The sequence below is a fragment of the Olivibacter sp. EAT-5 genome (assembly GCF_044784325.1).
Lineage (GTDB): Bacteria > Bacteroidota > Bacteroidia > Sphingobacteriales > Sphingobacteriaceae > Olivibacter > Olivibacter oleidegradans.
The window spans coordinates 3,766,436-3,783,564 of the sequence record NZ_CP173028.1 but is presented as its reverse complement, the minus strand read 5'-3'; the positions used below and the strand labels follow the sequence as shown (position 1 = coordinate 3,783,564).

At 42.3% G+C, this 17,129-nt stretch carries 13 protein-coding genes; 9 read left to right on the top strand and 4 right to left on the bottom strand.

Annotation, left to right across the window (positions count from 1 at the left end; translation table 11 throughout):
- Position 1 precedes the first annotated feature (1 nt).
- Genes ACH11B_RS15575 through ACH11B_RS15535 form a run of 9 tightly spaced genes read left to right on the top strand, consistent with a single transcriptional unit; the run spans position 2 to position 11,611 of the window.
- Positions 2-1,474, top strand: coding sequence for a RagB/SusD family nutrient uptake outer membrane protein (locus tag ACH11B_RS15575; protein WP_377609642.1), 1,473 nt, complete (start codon positions 2-4; stop codon positions 1,472-1,474).
- A 16-nt stretch (positions 1,475-1,490) separates the two neighbouring features.
- A complete protein-coding gene (locus ACH11B_RS15570) occupies positions 1,491-2,744 on the top strand; it encodes an Nramp family divalent metal transporter (RefSeq protein ID WP_013666123.1) in 1,254 nt (417 codons plus the stop codon).
- 1 nt (position 2,745) lies between these two features.
- Positions 2,746-3,768, top strand: a complete 1,023-nt coding sequence (locus ACH11B_RS15565) for an NAD-dependent epimerase/dehydratase family protein (protein WP_377609644.1) — start codon at positions 2,746-2,748, stop codon at positions 3,766-3,768.
- Positions 3,710-4,867: a dihydrodipicolinate synthase family protein gene (locus ACH11B_RS15560; protein ID WP_013666121.1), complete on the top strand. Its 1,158-nt coding sequence runs from the start codon at positions 3,710-3,712 to the stop codon at positions 4,865-4,867. Before ACH11B_RS15565 ends, ACH11B_RS15560 begins: the two co-directional genes overlap by 59 nt.
- A complete protein-coding gene (locus tag ACH11B_RS15555) occupies positions 4,854-6,143 on the top strand; it encodes an enolase C-terminal domain-like protein (RefSeq protein WP_377609647.1) in 1,290 nt (429 codons plus the stop codon). The genes ACH11B_RS15560 and ACH11B_RS15555 overlap by 14 nt, the downstream gene beginning before the upstream one ends.
- Before the next feature lie 52 nt (positions 6,144-6,195).
- Entirely contained in the window at positions 6,196-7,575 is a 1,380-nt protein-coding gene (locus ACH11B_RS15550; RefSeq protein WP_013666119.1) for a Gfo/Idh/MocA family protein, read from the top strand.
- A 26-nt stretch (positions 7,576-7,601) separates the two neighbouring features.
- Positions 7,602-8,375 carry an SGNH/GDSL hydrolase family protein gene (locus ACH11B_RS15545; protein WP_013666118.1) on the top strand — a complete coding sequence of 258 codons (774 nt, stop codon included), beginning with the start codon at positions 7,602-7,604 and terminating at the stop codon, positions 8,373-8,375.
- 16 nt (positions 8,376-8,391) lie between these two features.
- Complete coding sequence (locus ACH11B_RS15540) at positions 8,392-9,894, top strand: PQQ-dependent sugar dehydrogenase (protein WP_377609650.1); 1,503 nt, start codon at positions 8,392-8,394, stop codon at positions 9,892-9,894.
- Positions 9,895-9,907: 13 nt separating this feature from the next.
- The gene (locus tag ACH11B_RS15535; RefSeq protein WP_377609652.1) at positions 9,908-11,611 is read left to right on the top strand and encodes a GMC oxidoreductase; all 1,704 of its coding nucleotides are present in this window, start codon (positions 9,908-9,910) and stop codon (positions 11,609-11,611) included.
- 25 nt (positions 11,612-11,636) lie between these two features.
- Here ACH11B_RS15535 and nagA read toward each other — a convergent pair whose 3' ends face one another.
- From nagA to ACH11B_RS15515, 4 genes are read right to left on the bottom strand one after another with little or no spacing between them, the layout of a single operon-like run.
- Positions 11,637-12,827, bottom strand: coding sequence for an N-acetylglucosamine-6-phosphate deacetylase (nagA, locus tag ACH11B_RS15530; protein ID WP_377609654.1), 1,191 nt, complete (start codon positions 12,825-12,827; stop codon positions 11,637-11,639).
- A gap of 31 nt (positions 12,828-12,858) precedes the next feature.
- Positions 12,859-14,166 (bottom strand): sugar MFS transporter, encoded by a 1,308-nt coding sequence (locus ACH11B_RS15525; protein ID WP_013666113.1) that lies wholly within the window; start codon positions 14,164-14,166, stop codon positions 12,859-12,861.
- A gap of 56 nt (positions 14,167-14,222) precedes the next feature.
- Positions 14,223-15,581 (bottom strand): Gfo/Idh/MocA family protein, encoded by a 1,359-nt coding sequence (locus tag ACH11B_RS15520; protein WP_013666112.1) that lies wholly within the window; start codon positions 15,579-15,581, stop codon positions 14,223-14,225.
- Positions 15,582-15,607: 26 nt separating this feature from the next.
- Positions 15,608-17,122, bottom strand: coding sequence for a RagB/SusD family nutrient uptake outer membrane protein (locus ACH11B_RS15515; protein ID WP_377609657.1), 1,515 nt, complete (start codon positions 17,120-17,122; stop codon positions 15,608-15,610).
- Between the last annotated feature and the right edge of the window lie 7 nt (positions 17,123-17,129).

Here is a 17,129-nt window from a genome sequence, read left to right as displayed (position 1 = left end):
CATGAAGAAGATTTTCTATACGCTATGTTCTCTTGCATTTTTGCTAAGCGGATGCCACGACAGTCTACTAAACCCTGTTCCTGAATCGGTGTTAACTGAAAAAAACTATTACAATACCGCCAATGATATTGATCTAGCTGTATTAGGTATCTATAATAGATTACAAACAAGAAAACCAACCGATTATCAAATTTTAGAAGTACCAACTGATAACTTATACCTATCGGCGAATACCTTAATCGAAGGGACTCCCGAAATGGATATGTTATCTGTGAATGCTACGAATCCTTTAATCGCTGCTTTTTGGGAAACAACCTATAACGGTATTTTCCGTACAAATGCAGTACTAACTAACTTGGATAAACCGACAGACTATGCTGCGGGTGAAAAAGAACAATTTGAAGGAGAAGCCAAATTTATGCGTGCGCTATTTTATTTTGATCTGGTGAGGCTATTTGGCGACGTGCCCAAAGTTACCGGCATACTGTCTGTTGAAGAAGCAGCTAGTATCGGTAGAAGTGCCGAAGACGAAATTTTCGCCTTGATTATAGAAGACCTTGAACGAGCGATTGAAATACTTCCCCTGAAAAACGCTATTGAGAATGGAAGAGCAAATAAAGCGGCGGCCATCGCTTTACTGATAAAGGTTCATGTTTACCAACAAAATTGGGATCTTGCTAAAGCGCAATTGGATCGTTTCTTTAAGGAAGCAGGCTCTTCTTTTAGCTTGGTAAGTGATTTTAGCTCCTTATGGAAAATTGCATCAGAAAACAATACGGAAGTACTATTTTCATTGAACTACATTGACGGCTCGAATGGCCATAATTTATCCACGGCATTTCTGCCGAATTCAGGCGTTATTGACATTGCCTCGCGCGGAAATGAAATTGCATTGCCTTCCTGGAGCCTACACAAGAATTATGTGGAGGGCGATAGGCGCAAAAGCCCAACCATTACGGAATGGTGGATTCCGCCAAACACACCTAATGTACCTCCTATTTGGTATCCCTATGTCAATAAATACGCCGTGCCACATACCCAAGGGCAATCAGGACTCGATTTACCGATTTTGCGTTATGCCGATATTCTACTCCTGCAGGCCGAAGTGCTATATCATCTCGGGCAACAACAAGAAGCATTGAATGCACTTAATAAAATACGAGAACGGGCCTTTGGAAATAGCGATCACAACTACACAACTGCATCAATTACAAATGAGCAAGACTTTTTCCATGTGTTATTTCTGGAACGGCAGCTCGAATTTGCGTACGAAAATGAGCGATGGTTTGACCTGGTTCGATCTGGAAAATTTGAAGAAGTTATGAAACAAGAAGAGCGATTATTTAATCACGCAAACCAAACACCCGTAAAAGTTACACTTAAGCCACAAGCCTATATGAAGCGTTTTCCCATTCCTCAACGTCAGATTGATCAATCGGCAGCAGGTATTTTGGCACAAAACGAAGGATATTAATTATAAACATAATAAAATGCCAAATCAAGAAATAATCTCCAATTCTACATCTTACCACAAGCCACGTACCCAATATTTCAAGCATTGGTTTGCCTCTTTAGGTCCCGGAGTTATTACAGCAGCGCTTGTATTCGGTCCGAGCAAAATGACAATTACCTCTAAACTAGGTGCAGACTATGGTTTCTCTTTATTATGGATTGTGGTTTTAGCCATTTTTTTTATGGCGATCTTCACTCATATGGGTGCGCGGATCGGCATCGCTGCACAGGAATCGCTATTGGGTGTGATCCGTAAAAAATGGGGTAAAATTTCCGCTATAATTATCGGTTTAGGGCTATTTTTAGTAGCGACGTCCTTCCAAGCCGGAAATGCCATCGGCGTAGGGATTTCCATTGCTGAAATCAATAATAGTTCTATTCCTATGTGGATTATACTTTTTAACATCATTGGAATCGTGCTGTTATTTTTTCGCGGTTTTTATAAAATATTGGAAAGGTTGATGATTCTATTGATTGCGTTAATGCTCTTTTCGTTTATCGTCACTTTGTTCTTTGTTAAGCCTTCTGTTGAGGACATTATTACGGGATTCGTTCCTTCCCTCCCCGCGGGATCAATCGGTCTCGTCATCGCATTTTTTGCTTCGTGCTTCTCTATTGTTGGTGCATTTTACCAATCTTATTTAGTGCAGGAACGTAAAAAAAACACATTGGCTACGGACGGCCATCGAAATGGAAGTATGACAGGCATTATTATGCTGGGACTAATGAGCGCTATGGTCATGATCTGTGCAGCGGCCGTTTTGCATGCGGAAAAATTACCCGTGAATAATGCTTCGGACATGGCGCGGGCGCTTGAGCCGTTATTTGGAAGATACGCATCCAGCTTATTTTTGATGGGACTTTTTGGCGCTTCCTTCTCCTCCTTAATTGGAAACGCGACGCTTGGTGGCACTCTGATAGCAGACGCATTTGGCTTTGATTATCAGTTGGATGCCAAAGCAGTACGTTTTTTTATCGCCTTGGTTATGCTTTTTGGAAGTGCCATTGCCATTGTTTTTGGGAAGCTTCCTTTGGAGCTTATTGTATTTGCTCAAAGTGTAACCATATTCCTCGTGCCCTTCATTGGCATCGCTATGTTTGTTATATCGAATGATACCCACATTATGGGGACGCTTGTCAATACAAAACCTACCAATTTTTTCGCCTCTATAGGTTTGATTGTCTTAATTATGCTGGCTATCAGCAATGCTAATGAATTATTCTTAAAATAAAATGATGATGCAGAATTTAGAATTATTAGAACAAAAGCTATACGAGCCTTCAGCTTCCTTAATCGCAGATATGTCTCAAATAGATGGTGACATTATGATCTTGGGTGCTGGTGGAAAAATGGGACCAAGTATGGCAAAAGCGGCGCATGTAGCCTCCAAACTTGCCGGTAAAGACCGACGAGTGATTGCAGTATCCCGATTTTCAGATGGGGAAAGCAGGGATTTGCTTCAAGCAAGCGGCGTCGAAACCATTACGGCGGACCTCTTAAACGAAGATCACTTACAGTCACTTCCGGACGTTGAGCATATTATTTACCTCGTAGGACAGAAATTCGGAACGACAGGCAAAGAACCGTTTACCTGGATCATGAACACCTATTTACCAGGTAGAATAGCCGAGCGCTTCAAAAATTCGCGAATGGTTATATTCTCTACCGGAAATGTCTACCCCTTATCGTTGGTAACTGCAGGAGGATGCTCAGAAGAGCAAAGTCCGGAACCTATTGGGGAATATGGACAATCGTGCCTCGGACGGGAGCGGATCTTCCAATTCTTTGCTGAGAAATATCAAATTCCCACCTTGATTTATCGCCTCAATTATGCTATTGATTTACGATACGGTGTTCTACTGGAAATTGCCAAAGCAGTGATGGAAGACAAACCTATTGATCTTCGTATGGGAAATGTAAATGTCATCTGGCAAGGAGATGCCAATGAGATTGCGTTGAGATCTTTGCTCCACTGTACCGTACCCGCTAAAATTTTAAACGTCACGGGGCCGGAAACTGTTTCTATTCAATGGTTAGCGAACCAATTCGGTAATTTATTAAACAAAACTCCCCGTTTTATTAACGAAACTCAGCCAACTGCCCTTCTTAGCAACGCATCAGCAGCCCATCAGTTATTCGGTTATCCGAAAGTAACCTTAAGGCAAATGATCGAGATCACCGCTAATTGGTTAAGTCATGGCGGAAAAACCATCGAAAAGCCGACGCACTTTCAAGAAAGACAAGGCCGATTTTAAGACCAAACAACATTATCACATGAGCTTTCAATATTTATCAGCTGAGAAGAAATCGCTTTTACAAACGGGTACCGTTATTCCTGCGCATCCACTAGCGCTGAACGCCGATAGGACTCTAAATGAAGTCTATCAACGTCAATTGACGCGCTATTATATAGCATCCGGCGCAGGTGGAATAGCCATAGGCGTCCATAGCACGCAATTTGCAATACGATCACCCCATGTCAATTTATATGAAAAAGTGCTAGCTATTGCTGCGGACGAAATTGAGCGTAATCGTCCCCCTTATCCTTTTTTAAAAATTGCCGGGATCTGTGGCCGCACCGAACAGGCCATTAAAGAAGCGCAGTTAGCCAATCAATATGGTTACGATTTAGGCTTATTGAGTCTTGGCGGACTAAACGAATGGAGTGAAGATCAAATCCTGTTGCATGCAAAAGAGGTGGCGGAAATAATTCCTATTATCGGCTTTTATTTGCAACCAAGCGTGGGTGGCCGCATATTTAGCTATGATTTTTGGGCAAAATTTGCTGAAATAAAGCACCTCGAGGCCATTAAGGTTGCCCCATTCAATCGTTATCAAACCCTGGATGTCGTGCGCGCGCTATGTCATTCAAGCCGTAAAGATGACATTGCGTTATACACGGGTAACGACGATAATATTGTCGCCGATTTATTAACCACCTACGCTTTTCCCATCAATGGCAAGCTAGTTACCAAAGAATTTGTTGGCGGATTGCTGGGACACTGGGCCGTTTTTACAAGCAAAGCGGTGGCTCTACTGGAAGAAATAAAAACGTGTAAACGAACCAACTTTACCGGTGTTCAGGCATTACTTACCAAAGGTGTGCAAGTAACAGACATGAATGCGGTAATATTCGATTCAGCCCATCAATTTAAAGGTTGTATCCCGGGAATACACGAAGTACTACGAAGACAGGGCCTTTTACCCGGTCGTTGGTGCTTGGATCCTGAAGAAGACCTTTCAGCCGGACAAATGGAAGAAATTGATCGCATTTTTAATGCCTATCCGGATTTAGTGGATCACACATTTCTCCAAGATTTCTTAATTAAAGATTTGTCAAATGGAAAAAGATAGAACGATACAAATTATTGAAACCGATAGTGCTTTTGAAATTGAGAAGCTGATTCGTCCCTTTGGCTTTAAGGGGGCCTACCTCACCGAATTATGGCAAATTGTCACCAAACTAAGAGCTTCTTCCAGTTTAGAAAGTATCGGCCTGTCTAATCAAAGTATTTTATATGGAGACGCCGATTTATTTGTTAAGTATGGCGAAACAAAAGGTAATGCTTTGATGTATGCATTGACTAATAGCACTTTAAATCTGATTAAGGAAACGCCTTTTACACATCCCATTTCTTTACAGGAGAAAATATTCCCTGATTTGATTTCAAGTGGAAAATCCATCACGAACAAAGCCGATCTGCATATTAATTTTATACTAAACTCTTATGTGGGCATTGACCATGCAGCTTGGCTATTATTTGCTGCCGAACATGGTCTAGAAACTTTCGATGCGCTTATTCCGGCACCGTATCAGTCGGCACTATCCAGTAAAAGTGATCGGCTGGCAGTCATGTTCCAAATTCCTTATGGTATGCCCTTGGAACAGATTAAAGAAGCCGCCCAATCGGGTTATTTTGTTTTCAAAATCAAAACCGGTTATCCAGGCGATCAACAAACGATGTTACAACATGATCAAGAACGGTTAACACAAGTTCATCAGGCACTTCAAGCTTATCGAACTCCCCATACCAAGGACGGTAAAGTACTTTATACCATGGATGCCAATGGACGATATGAAAAAAAAGAAACGTTTTTAAAGTATTTGCAACATGCTGAATCTATTGGCGCTGCCAAGCAAATATTATTGTACGAAGAACCGCTTATGGAATCAAATGAAGAAGACATTTCCGATGTGCCCATACGGATTGGTGCTGACGAAAGCGTTCATGATGAACAGGGGGCAATTGTTGCTATACAGAAAGGATATCGGGCTATTATACTAAAAGGAATTGCAAAAACGCTTAGCATGTCGATAAAAATTGCAAAAGCTGCTTGGGAAAAAGGAATCCCCTGTGCTTGTTCTGATTTAACGGTTAATCCTATTCTGGTAGACTGGCATAAAAATCTAGCGTGTAGGGTGCTTCCTTTCCCTGATATCGGCATGGGGCTGATCGAGACCAATGGTGATGTGAATTATATTAATTGGGAAAAGATGTGCACTTATCATCCTAAGAATAACGCGAACTGGACGAAAATCAAGCAGGGCGTGTTTTATTTAAATGAAGATTTCTATGCAACAAGTGGTGGTATTTTTGAAAGCGCTGAACATTATAGTTCTCTGCTTTAAACGCACGCTTTATGTATACATCTCACTAAACGTTCAAATAACAACTTGACATATGGAAAAGCAAACATCCAGAAGATCTTTCCTAAAAGACACAGCTACCTTAGCAACCGTAGCCGGGTTGATGAATCTATCAATCCCCTCGCTGGCTAATACCAAAAAAGTAAAAATGGGCTTTATTGGCGTTGGAAATAGAGGGACACAATTACTGCGTAGCTTTATGAAGCAAGCAAATTGTGAAGTTGTAGCCCTGTGCGATATTTATGAACCCTACTTAACCCGAGATGATAGTCGAGTTAATCAGCGATTTAAAGAAGAGAATGGGGCAAGAATACCGCAAATGGGCGAACAATTCCCTACGCAGGTGAAACGCTATAAAAATTATAAGGATCTATTGGCAGACAAAAATGTGGATGCTGTATGTATTGCTACACCGGATCATTGGCATGCCCTGCAAACCATCGACGCGATCAAAGCAGGAAAAGATGTTTATATTGAAAAGCCCTTAGGTATGACGGTTTATGAAGGACAGAAAATGCTGGAGGCCCAAAGACAGAGCGATCGTATTGTCAGTGTTGGTCTGCATCGGAGAGCCTCTATCGTACATCAAAAAGCGGCTGAGATTGTGCAATCGGGTCGCTTGGGAAAAATTACCTTAACACGTTCCTACACCTTTAATAATTTATTCCCCCGAGGCATCGGGAAGCAAAAACCGGAAATCCCACCATCCGATTTTGACTGGGATTTATGGCTTGGTCCCCGGGCCTATCGGCCCTACCAATATAATATTGCACCCTATAAATTTAGGTGGTGGAGCGACTATTCGAGTCAAATGGCCAATTGGGGTGTGCATTATGCAGACTTGATGCGTTGGATGTTAGGGGAAACCGCCCCCATCGCCGTCTCAGCCATGGGAGGTAATTTTGTTGTTGATGACGACCGTACCATTCCGGATACCATGCAAATCTGCTTTGAGTTATCAAAAGGCACATTAGCTGTCTTAGGTATTTACGAAGGATCAAGTGGCAAACCTTTTCCTTATGGCGAACTGGAATTCAGAGGTACGAATGGAACGATGTACGTTAGTGATCGGGGTTATCGAATTTACCATACTACCGAAGGACAATTTCAGAAATGGGATCATTACCTAGAAGATGAGTCATTTGACTTAACACAAGCAAATCTTCCGAAAGGGTATTCATTAGATATTACCGAAAACATGGTAAGCGATTTTCTACATAGTGTACAAACAAGAAAGGAGCCTTGTTGTCCACTACAGGAAGGGCACTACTCTACGGTATTTGCACATTTGGCTAATATCGCATTGGAAAAGAAGCAACAATTAACCTGGGATCCGCAAAAGGAAGTCTTCACGAATCACGAAGAAGCGAATAAACACCTGCACTACGCTTATAGGAAACCCTATCATCTTTAAGTTTATACTCATCAACCATCGCGATCATGAAAAAAGAAATTACAGCTTCCCGACGTTCATTCCTAAAGAAAGCATCACTTAGTTTACTTACGACACTGCCGATAGCCGATGCCTTATGCAAAGCTAACCAATTAATCGATAATTCCTCCAGCATTCAGCTTCAAAGAGATGATATCATACTTTTTCAGGGAGATTCGATTACCGATGCCGGAAGAAAAAGAAATGATCATTCGATGAATAATCCCCTGGCACTCGGTTCGGGATATGCATTCTTGGTTACTTCTCAACTTCAATTTGATCATCCTGATAAACCAATGGTCTTTTACAACCGCGGTATAAGTGGCAATAAGGTGTATCAGTTAGCTGAAAGGTGGGAAGAAGACTGCCTAAAATTAAAACCAAACGTATTAAGCATATTGGTTGGTGTTAATGATTTCTGGCATACAAAAACCAAGGGCTACCAAGGAACCACTCGCGACTTCCGCCAATCCTATGAGCAACTTTTGAAAGCAACTAAAGCCCGCTTACCGCAAGTCAAGTTAATTATCGGCGAGCCATGGTATCAGCCTGGCTTCAAAGGAAGTCCGTATGAGGCACTGCATCCTGAGTTTGCCAGCTACCAATCAATTGTCAAAGAATTAGCACAACAATTTAAGGCTGCTTTTATACCCTATCAAGCGATATTTAATGAGGCGCGTAAGATTGCTCCTGATAATCATTGGTCATGGGATGGTGTTCATCCGACGGCAGCAGGTGCCTGGTTAATTGCGCATTCCTGGCAAAAAGCTATCGAAATTTAAATTATGAACAGATAAGATGAAAAAAAAATGCATTGCGTGGCTACTCATTATTTACGGTATATTTCTTTTTTTTACCTGTAAGCATACAGATAAACAAGAGGAAGAAGCACCTATTTTCCTGCTGGATTCAACCTATGTGCGTGTAAATATTGTAGCGAGTCACTTAGATGTACCGTGGGAAATTACCAGCGGACCCGACGATGAAATTTGGTTTACAGAGCAATCAGGAAAAGTGAACAAGATAGATGCTAAATCAGGTCATATCAAAACACTTCTTACGCTACCTAACCTTTACCGTGAACGGACCGCTGGATTATTGGGAATGGTAACACATCCAAATATGTCCGAAACTCCTTATGTTTTTATTGCCTATTCTGCGCGTAAAAGTGATCAAGTTCATGTTTCAAGGGTGGTTCGCTACACCTATGAAGCAGATACATTGGTTCACCCCTTAACGATATTGGAATATCCGGCATGGAAAGGCCATTTTGGGGCCCGAGTAGCTATAGCTCCGGACGGTAAATTGATCATAGCCACGGGCGACGGCGCACAAAATGAGAATGCGCAAAATTTAGCCTCTCCAAATGGGAAGATACTGCGCTTTAATATAGATGGAAGCATTCCTTCAGATAATCCCTTTCCAAACAACGCAGTATGGGCTTGGGGTTTACGAAACCCACAGGGACTTGTTTTTAGTCCCAAGGGGATCTTATATAATTCCGACCATGGTGATGCCACAGACGATGAGGTCAATATCATCCAAAGGGGTGGCAACTATGGCTGGCCTAAAATAGCCGGATACGTCGACAGCCAAGAAGAACGATTATTTGCCCAGGATTCTATATTAGCACCGCCCTTACATGCTTGGACACCGACCATCGCACCCGCAGGTTTAGCTTATTACGCATCAGCTGAAATTCCCGAATGGAAAAATACATTGCTATTGGCAACCCTAAAGGGTAATAGCCTATATGCGCTTCCGTTAAACAAAGAAGGGACGAAGGCCGATACGGTTTATCATTTTTTTGAACGCACCTTCGGTCGCATCCGCGCCGTATACGCGTCCCCTGACGGAACAGTGTATATGGCCACCAGTAATCGTGATTGGAATCCCAATGGATTTGCCGAAGAAAATGATGATCGCATTTTACAAATCAAGAAAGTAGACAAAAGCATATCAACTGCCAACCTTGTATTAAAAGCAAAAATCGCAAGTAATACTAAAGAGATGCGAAGTGAGGGAGAAATACTCTATACGAATTACTGCGCATCATGCCATAAACCCAATGGTCGTGGTCTTACGGGGACCTACCCTTCGCTTCTGCATAACAAAATAGTTGAAGGAGAAACAGCCGAATTCATTCGCTTGATATTACACGGAAAAAATGAAATGCCGAGCTTTTCCTTTCTTAATGACAAGGATTTAGCGATTGTATTAAGTTATGTACGAAAGAAGTTTGCGTCTAAAGGAAGGCAAATAAGCAAAGACGATATTAAAAAGGAGAGAGTGAACCGTTAACATGGATACACGTATGGATACAGGAGAATACACATTCGATGCCATCGTAATAGGCTCCGGTATAAGCGGAGGCTGGGCAGCCAAGGAACTTTGTGAAAAAGGACTAAAGACATTGGTAATAGAAAGGGGGCGGATGGTTAAACACGTAAAGGATTATCCAACGGCTATGCTGGATCCGTGGCAATTTAAGCACCATAATAACAAAACGCGACAAATGGTTGAAGATAATCCGATTATCAGCAAACATTATGCTTTTGATGAGTCGACCGAACATTTTTACATTCGTGACTACCTCCACCCTTACATTCAAGAAAAGCCATTTGATTGGATTAGAGGTTATCAGGTGGGCGGTAAATCTTTGTTATGGGCAAGGCAAACGCAGCGCTGGAGCGATTACGAATTTGAGGCGCCCAAACGGGATGGTTTTGCAACGGATTGGCCTATTCGGTACGCTGACCTTGCGCCTTGGTACAGTTATGTCGAAAAATTTATTGGCGTTTCGGGCAATAGAGACGGCTTGGAGAACTTGCCTGACAGCGAGGTCCTTCCGCCTTTCGAAATGAATGCAGTGGAACTGCATATTAAGGATAAAATTAAACAAGAATTTCCGGATCGACCCGTAATTATAGGACGATGTGCCCATATTACAAAACCGGAAGACATCCATCTACGACAGGGAAGAGCAACCTGTATGGCCCGATCACTTTGTCAAAGGGGGTGTCCATTCGGTGCCTATTTCAGCTCCAATGCCTCTACCCTTCCCTGGGCTGAGAAAACGGGAAATTTGACCATCCAGCCAAATACCGTTGTCCATTCCATTATTTACGACGAAAAGCTGGGAAGAGCTACCGGCGTAAGAACCGTTGATACGATTACGAAGAAGGAAACGATCTATAATGCCCATATAATATTTGTGAATGGATCTACCTTGAACAGCAATCTTATTTTATTGAATTCCAAATCAAGTAAATTCCCGAAAGGTTTAGGAAATCTTAATAGTCTCATGGGTAGGTATATCGCCTTCCATAACTACCGAGGAAGAATAACGGCGACGATGGAGGGCTTTGAAGACCGTTATTATTATGGTAGAAGGCCAACACAGGTTTTTATGCCCTCTTTTAGAAACGTTTACCAACAGGAAACTGATTTTTTAAGAGGCTATATGATTGCCTTCAATGCCAGTCGATCAAGTTGGAATAAGTCGGCAAATGGGATTGGTCAGCACTTAAAAGATAGCCTCACCGAAGCTGGCCAATGGACGATATCTATGATGATGCAGGGAGAAACGGTGCCGATTTACGACAATCATATTCGATTAAGTACAACAACGAAAGATCAGTGGGGTGTACCATTGTTAATCACTTCCATTGATTATACAGAAAATGATGAAAAGTTGATGCGCGACTTTCTGCGAGAGGGTGCTGCTATGTTAGAAAAAGCTGGCTGTAAAAATATAAAGACAGCAGACCAAAAAGAGGTTGGTAATCGCAATCCGGGACTTGAAGTGCATGAAATGGGAGGTGTACGCATGGGGAGCGACCCGGACACATCCTTGTTAAATAAATGGAATCAATTACATCATTGCAAAAACGTATTCGTTACGGACGGTGCCTGTATGACTTCCACAGGCAATCAAAATCCATCATTGACTTATATGGCGCTTACCGCACGTGCCGCTAATTATGCTGTTGAAGAATGGCAAAAAGGCAATCTTTGATCGCCTTTTTGCTAAACAAGATAGATTAGGTTCTTTCATAAAGAACCACGCCGTTAACAAGGGTACAATGAATATTAAAATCGGCATCAAAAATTACCAGGTCTGCATCTTTCCCTACGCTGATCGATCCCTTTCGATCCAACACATTCATAATGCGTGCAGGTGTATAGCTGAGCATTTTTACCGCTTCCACTAAAGGCACCTCCGCTACGTTCACCATGGTTCGGAGTAAGCGATCAGCAGTTGCGACGCTACCTGCGAATGAACTTCTATCCGGCAACTTAGCCACATCATCTTCAACAATAACCGCTAAACCATTTTCTTTACTACCTAAAATACTAGGGCCGGGAGGCATAGCAGCTCCACGCATTGCATCCGTGATCAAAGCAATCCTGTCGGGACCCTTAATCTTGTAAACTAATTTCAACAAAGGTGCGGGAAGATGTACACCGTCGGCGATGATCTCGACATCCATTTCATCAATCAGAAAGGCAGCTTCTATTACACCTGCATAGCGAAAGGCATTCTTCCGTGTCACACTTGACATTGCAGAGTATAGATGGGTCGCCAAGGTGTATCCATTTTCAAAGGCTTCCACTACCTCTTCATAAATCGCATCTGTATGGGCAACCGATGGAATAATATTATGTTGCCGAAGATAACGGCCGAATTCGATGGCTCCTTTTCTTTCAGGTGCGGCACTCCAGCGGACGATCGCATTAGATGATTGCACAATTTCGCGATACTCATCGGGATCAGGATCTCGAATGTACCGCGGATCTTGGGCTCCCCGCTGATTCATCGAAAAATAAGGGCCTTCAATATGTAAACCTAAAAATGCCGCACCACGTTTATTTTTGAGATGTGCTTCTTCATAAACCTTCAATGTATTCAGGAGATTTGCCTTATCACTTGTCAAGCTTGTCGCAACCATCGCCGTCGTACCAAATTTCACGTGCGTTTCTGCTACTTTGAGAAAGGCTTCTACTTCACCGTCCATAAAATCTGCACCACCACCACCATGAATATGCAAGTCGATAAACCCTGGCGAAAGATATTTGCCTTTTGCATCTATATGAATCGCATTCGGTATTTCTATATCTTCCTCCAATATATCCGCAATTTTCCCATTTTTAATAAGCACAATCGCTTGGTCTATCACTCGTTGCGGGCTAATCAATTTTGCATTATAAATTTTTATTATTTTTTCTGTCATATAAAATTATGCCGATACACCGGCCTTTAAGTTAAAACCACTTTCTAATTTTATGGCCATATGCTGCGTAATAAATAAGATATAAATAACAAGGAAATAAGACCCAATAAGCCATTCGAAGATTAAAAGCATCGGCAAAATAACCGTAAGCTAAGGGCAAAATAGCGTTACCACAGAGGCCCATAATCAATAAAGAACCGCCTAATTTAGTGAATCGCCCTAATCCATCGAGTGCCAATGGCCATATCCCGGCCCATATCAAGGAATTGCCGAAGCCTAATAGCACGACAAACCATATCGATATGTCGGTATGATGGCCTAATATAGACACATTTCCCCGAGCAAAAATTATTAAGAGTGTTAAGGCAGCTCCAAGAAGGGTGCAAATGCGTAATGCATTCACCTGGCTGATCCACCGGGGAATACAGATGATGCCTAAGCAATAACCACAGATGGTGACAAATAAGGTATAAGATGGGAAAACTTTCGCCTCCAACAAGGGAATATCCATAGAGCCTGCATAATTAATGATCGTATCTATTGCAATTACCTGCGTGCCGACATGGATAAATATAGCCACAGCGCCCAAAATTAGATGCGGAAATTGAAAAATGCTATGTTTATCACTATTCGCCGCTGCTACCTGCTCATCCTCTTCTTCCGTATTGATTTCAGGAAGTGGCGAGTACCGCACGCCCAAACCAATTAAAACAAGCGTTATTCCAAGAACCGTGTACGGGGCAATAACCCTTCGTATCAGCTCATCCAGCTCTTGCGCTCGTTCGGCAACTCCCATATGTGTTAACTGTTCAAATAAGGCCTGATCTGTTGGTTTCAAAATAACGGCAGCAAATAAAATCGGCGCTAATATTCCGGCGCCTTTGTTACAAATCCCCATGATACTGATGCGTTGAGCGGCCCGTTCTTTTGGCCCCAAGATCGTGATGTAAGGATTCGCTGCCGTTTGCAAAATGGCCAGGCCGATACCGATCGTAAATAAGCCTAACAAGAAGATGCCATAGGTTCTACTGAGGGCTGCAGGCACAAATATCAGCGCTCCCAAAGCCATCGCAAAAAAGCCGACCATCATGCCTTTTTTGAAACCCAGGGCTTTCAATAAATAGGAAGCGGGTACCGACATGACAAAATAGGCGATGTAAAACGCGAAGGCTACTAAATACGATTGAAAATGCGTAAGCTCGCAGGCAATCTTAAAATAAGGAATAAGGATCGCATTTACCCAGGAAACGAAACCAAATATAAAAAACATTAAACCAATAATCAGAATGGAAATCGTGGTATCTTTCTTGGTCAACGTACTTACAGTTACTGTTTTCATTGTTTGTCTTTATAATCTTTCTGCAATAGGCAATATATCTGCCGGTCCTTAAATATTTAATCCAGCGTAGGCTCCCAGCCTGCTTCATAGCTTCGTTTCCAGAATTGAAGCGCTTCTTCATTCGCTAAAATATGCCCATTGGTAGGGTCCGTTTTTAACAGGCCACCTGCACGCTGCGCGATATTTCCCAGTTGCACCAGCAGGGTACTTTTGTGTCCACTTACTATATCTGCATTTAAATCCGTTCCCTTCTTTATTGCATCAAAAAAATTCTGAATGTGCAGTGCATCGAGAGCCTGCGAAGGATTTGTAAGATTTCTCGTATCGATTTCCTTGCTGTTTTTTACTTCCTTTACTAACTTATTCTGAAGATCATAAACGGCATAACCATTATCACCATTGATTTGTAAAGCACCATTTTCACCATAAAAAATGACACCCACGCTTGCTCCTTCTATGGTGCGTCCATTACAGCTCCTTCCCTCCCATGTAATGGTACCTTGTTCGCCAAATTCCAAGGCTATCACTTGCGTGTCAGGCGTTTCCCAATCGTCTTGATAACGATATCTTCCTCCAGCGGAAGTCACTTTGGTTGGATAATCAACTTTCAGTCCCCAACGCGCCAAATCAACCATATGCGTACCATTATTTAGTGCTTCTCCGGTACCCCAGTGCCAAAACCAATGCCAATTATAGTGCAATATATTGTCCTTATATTCTTTCCGAGGTGCCGGGCCCTGCCAAAGATCAAAATTCAGCCATTCGGGTACGGCAACTTTCTTACCGATACCAATCGAGGGTCGATTATTGGTATACCAAGTTTTTGCAAAATAAGGTTTTCCGATAATGCCGTTATGTAAGTCTGCAATTCCCGCAGCTACATTTGGCCACGATCGGCGTTGATTCCCCATCTGAACCACATTTTTATACTTTTCCGCAACTTTCACCAATAATTCACCCTCGTATGGATTATGGCTACATGGCTTTTCCAAATACACATGTTTTCCTGCTTTAGAAGCTAAAATAGCAGCAGGCGCATGCCAATGATCGGGTGTTGCAATGACCATCGCATCTACCTCTTTCCGATCTAAAACCTTTCGGAAATCTTCTTGGCTTTTCGGCTCTCGGGATTGGTTTTTAGCTACTTGACTGATACACTTAGCCGCTGCCCTTCGATCAACATCGCAGATGTAAACTACTTCACAATTTGGTTGACTAGAAAAATTGTTTGCTAATGCCAGCCCTCTTGCATTTACCCCCATCATCGCGACATGGACCTTCTCATTTGCACCTACGATATTCGCATAACTCTTCGCAGAAAAGCCGGGCAAGATGCCGCCAAAGGTAATAGCCGAGGTTCCGATTGCGGCCGACTTCAGGAAAGATCGGCGGGATTTGTTGAATTGATTCATCATAATTTCGCTCTCCGTTATTGATTAACTCAAAATGTATAATTTGGGTTTTGTTCTAATGCTTTATTGCGATCCCATGCTTCTCTGGGAATCGGGAATACAATGGGTCGGGTATGTAACCAAGGTTTCTGATCAACATTTAAGTCGTTAATATTCGGTCTTTCCTTCCTTATAAAGTCGATGAAACGACCTCTTCGATTGAGATCTGAAAATCCACCCGTCGATTCCCATATAAATTCCACCCGTCTTTCTTTAAAGATTGCATCTAGGGTTTCTTCCTTTCCTAGACCAGCCGAAAGTTGGTCCAACCCCGCTCGTTCGCGGACTTTATTAATTTGTACTATGGCATCCGACGTTCTTCCAATTTCGTTGAGAGCCTCGGCATAATTCAATAAAGCTTCCGAAAAACGCATGATCGGTGCGTTAATCCCCGAATTGTTGATAGTAGGTTTTTCCCAATACTTCGTTACAATATATCCCGTTTTCGACCAACCTGTCGGCACTTCATTTGGCATCACAAAAGCAGGCATATTTTGATGAGGTTCTCCCGGACCGATAATTACGTCCCAATACCGTTTATCTTTTATCTTGCCTTGATCATCCTTTTCAAATGTATTTACCCAGTGTTGCTGTGGTACAAAATTGCTCCAGGCAGCTCCTCCGGTAAATTCAGAAGGCGCACCGCGGGGTGCTGTTCTCTTCACTAAATTGTTCCCTTCACTATCTTGCGAAGGTCTGAACTGCGTAGAAAATAGGATCTCTTCATTATTTTCATTTTCCTCGCTAAATACATCTCTAAACTTGGGTACCAAGCCGTGAACACCTAACTGTATCAGCTCTTCCCCATAGCCAACCGCATCTTCATACTTTTCTTGCCACAAAGCGGCTTTAATAAGCAAAGCCAGGGCCGATCCTGTTGTTGCTTTTCCAACATTATTACCTGTCCAGGTCTTCGGCAAAGCGGTCTTTGCCGCCAAAAGATCCGATTCAATTAATGCCCAAACCTCTTCGGCACTTGCACGAGATACTTCCAAATTAAAAGAAGCATCTAGGATTTCAGTAATTAGCGGTACACCTCCCCAATAAGTAACCAGCCGATAATAAAATAAAGCTCGTAAAAACTTTGCTTGCCCCAAGATAAGTTGTTTGGACTCTTCAGCGATATTTTCCATAGCGCTAACCTTATTAATTACTATATTTGCTCTACTTACACCAAGGTAAGCTCCCATATACATATCTCTTAGAATTGTATTGGTTGCGGGAAAAGCCAAGGTGTGTAGTTCGATTCGGTTAGCACTTCCATCCATCTCGTACATATCACCTGCAATTGCCCATTCAACATCCGCTGCATCTCTTACATTGCTAAAGGTTTCCTCTCGCTGTAACATACCATATGCGCCATTTAAACCGGCCTGTGCATCCGATTCGTTAAGGTAAAAGTTTTCCTCTGTTAATGTATCTTTTGGTGATAGGGATAGAAATTTATCGCCACAAGACATCAAAATGAAAAAGGTTAAAAAACCGAGTATATAGGTTGTTTTCATTTTTTTA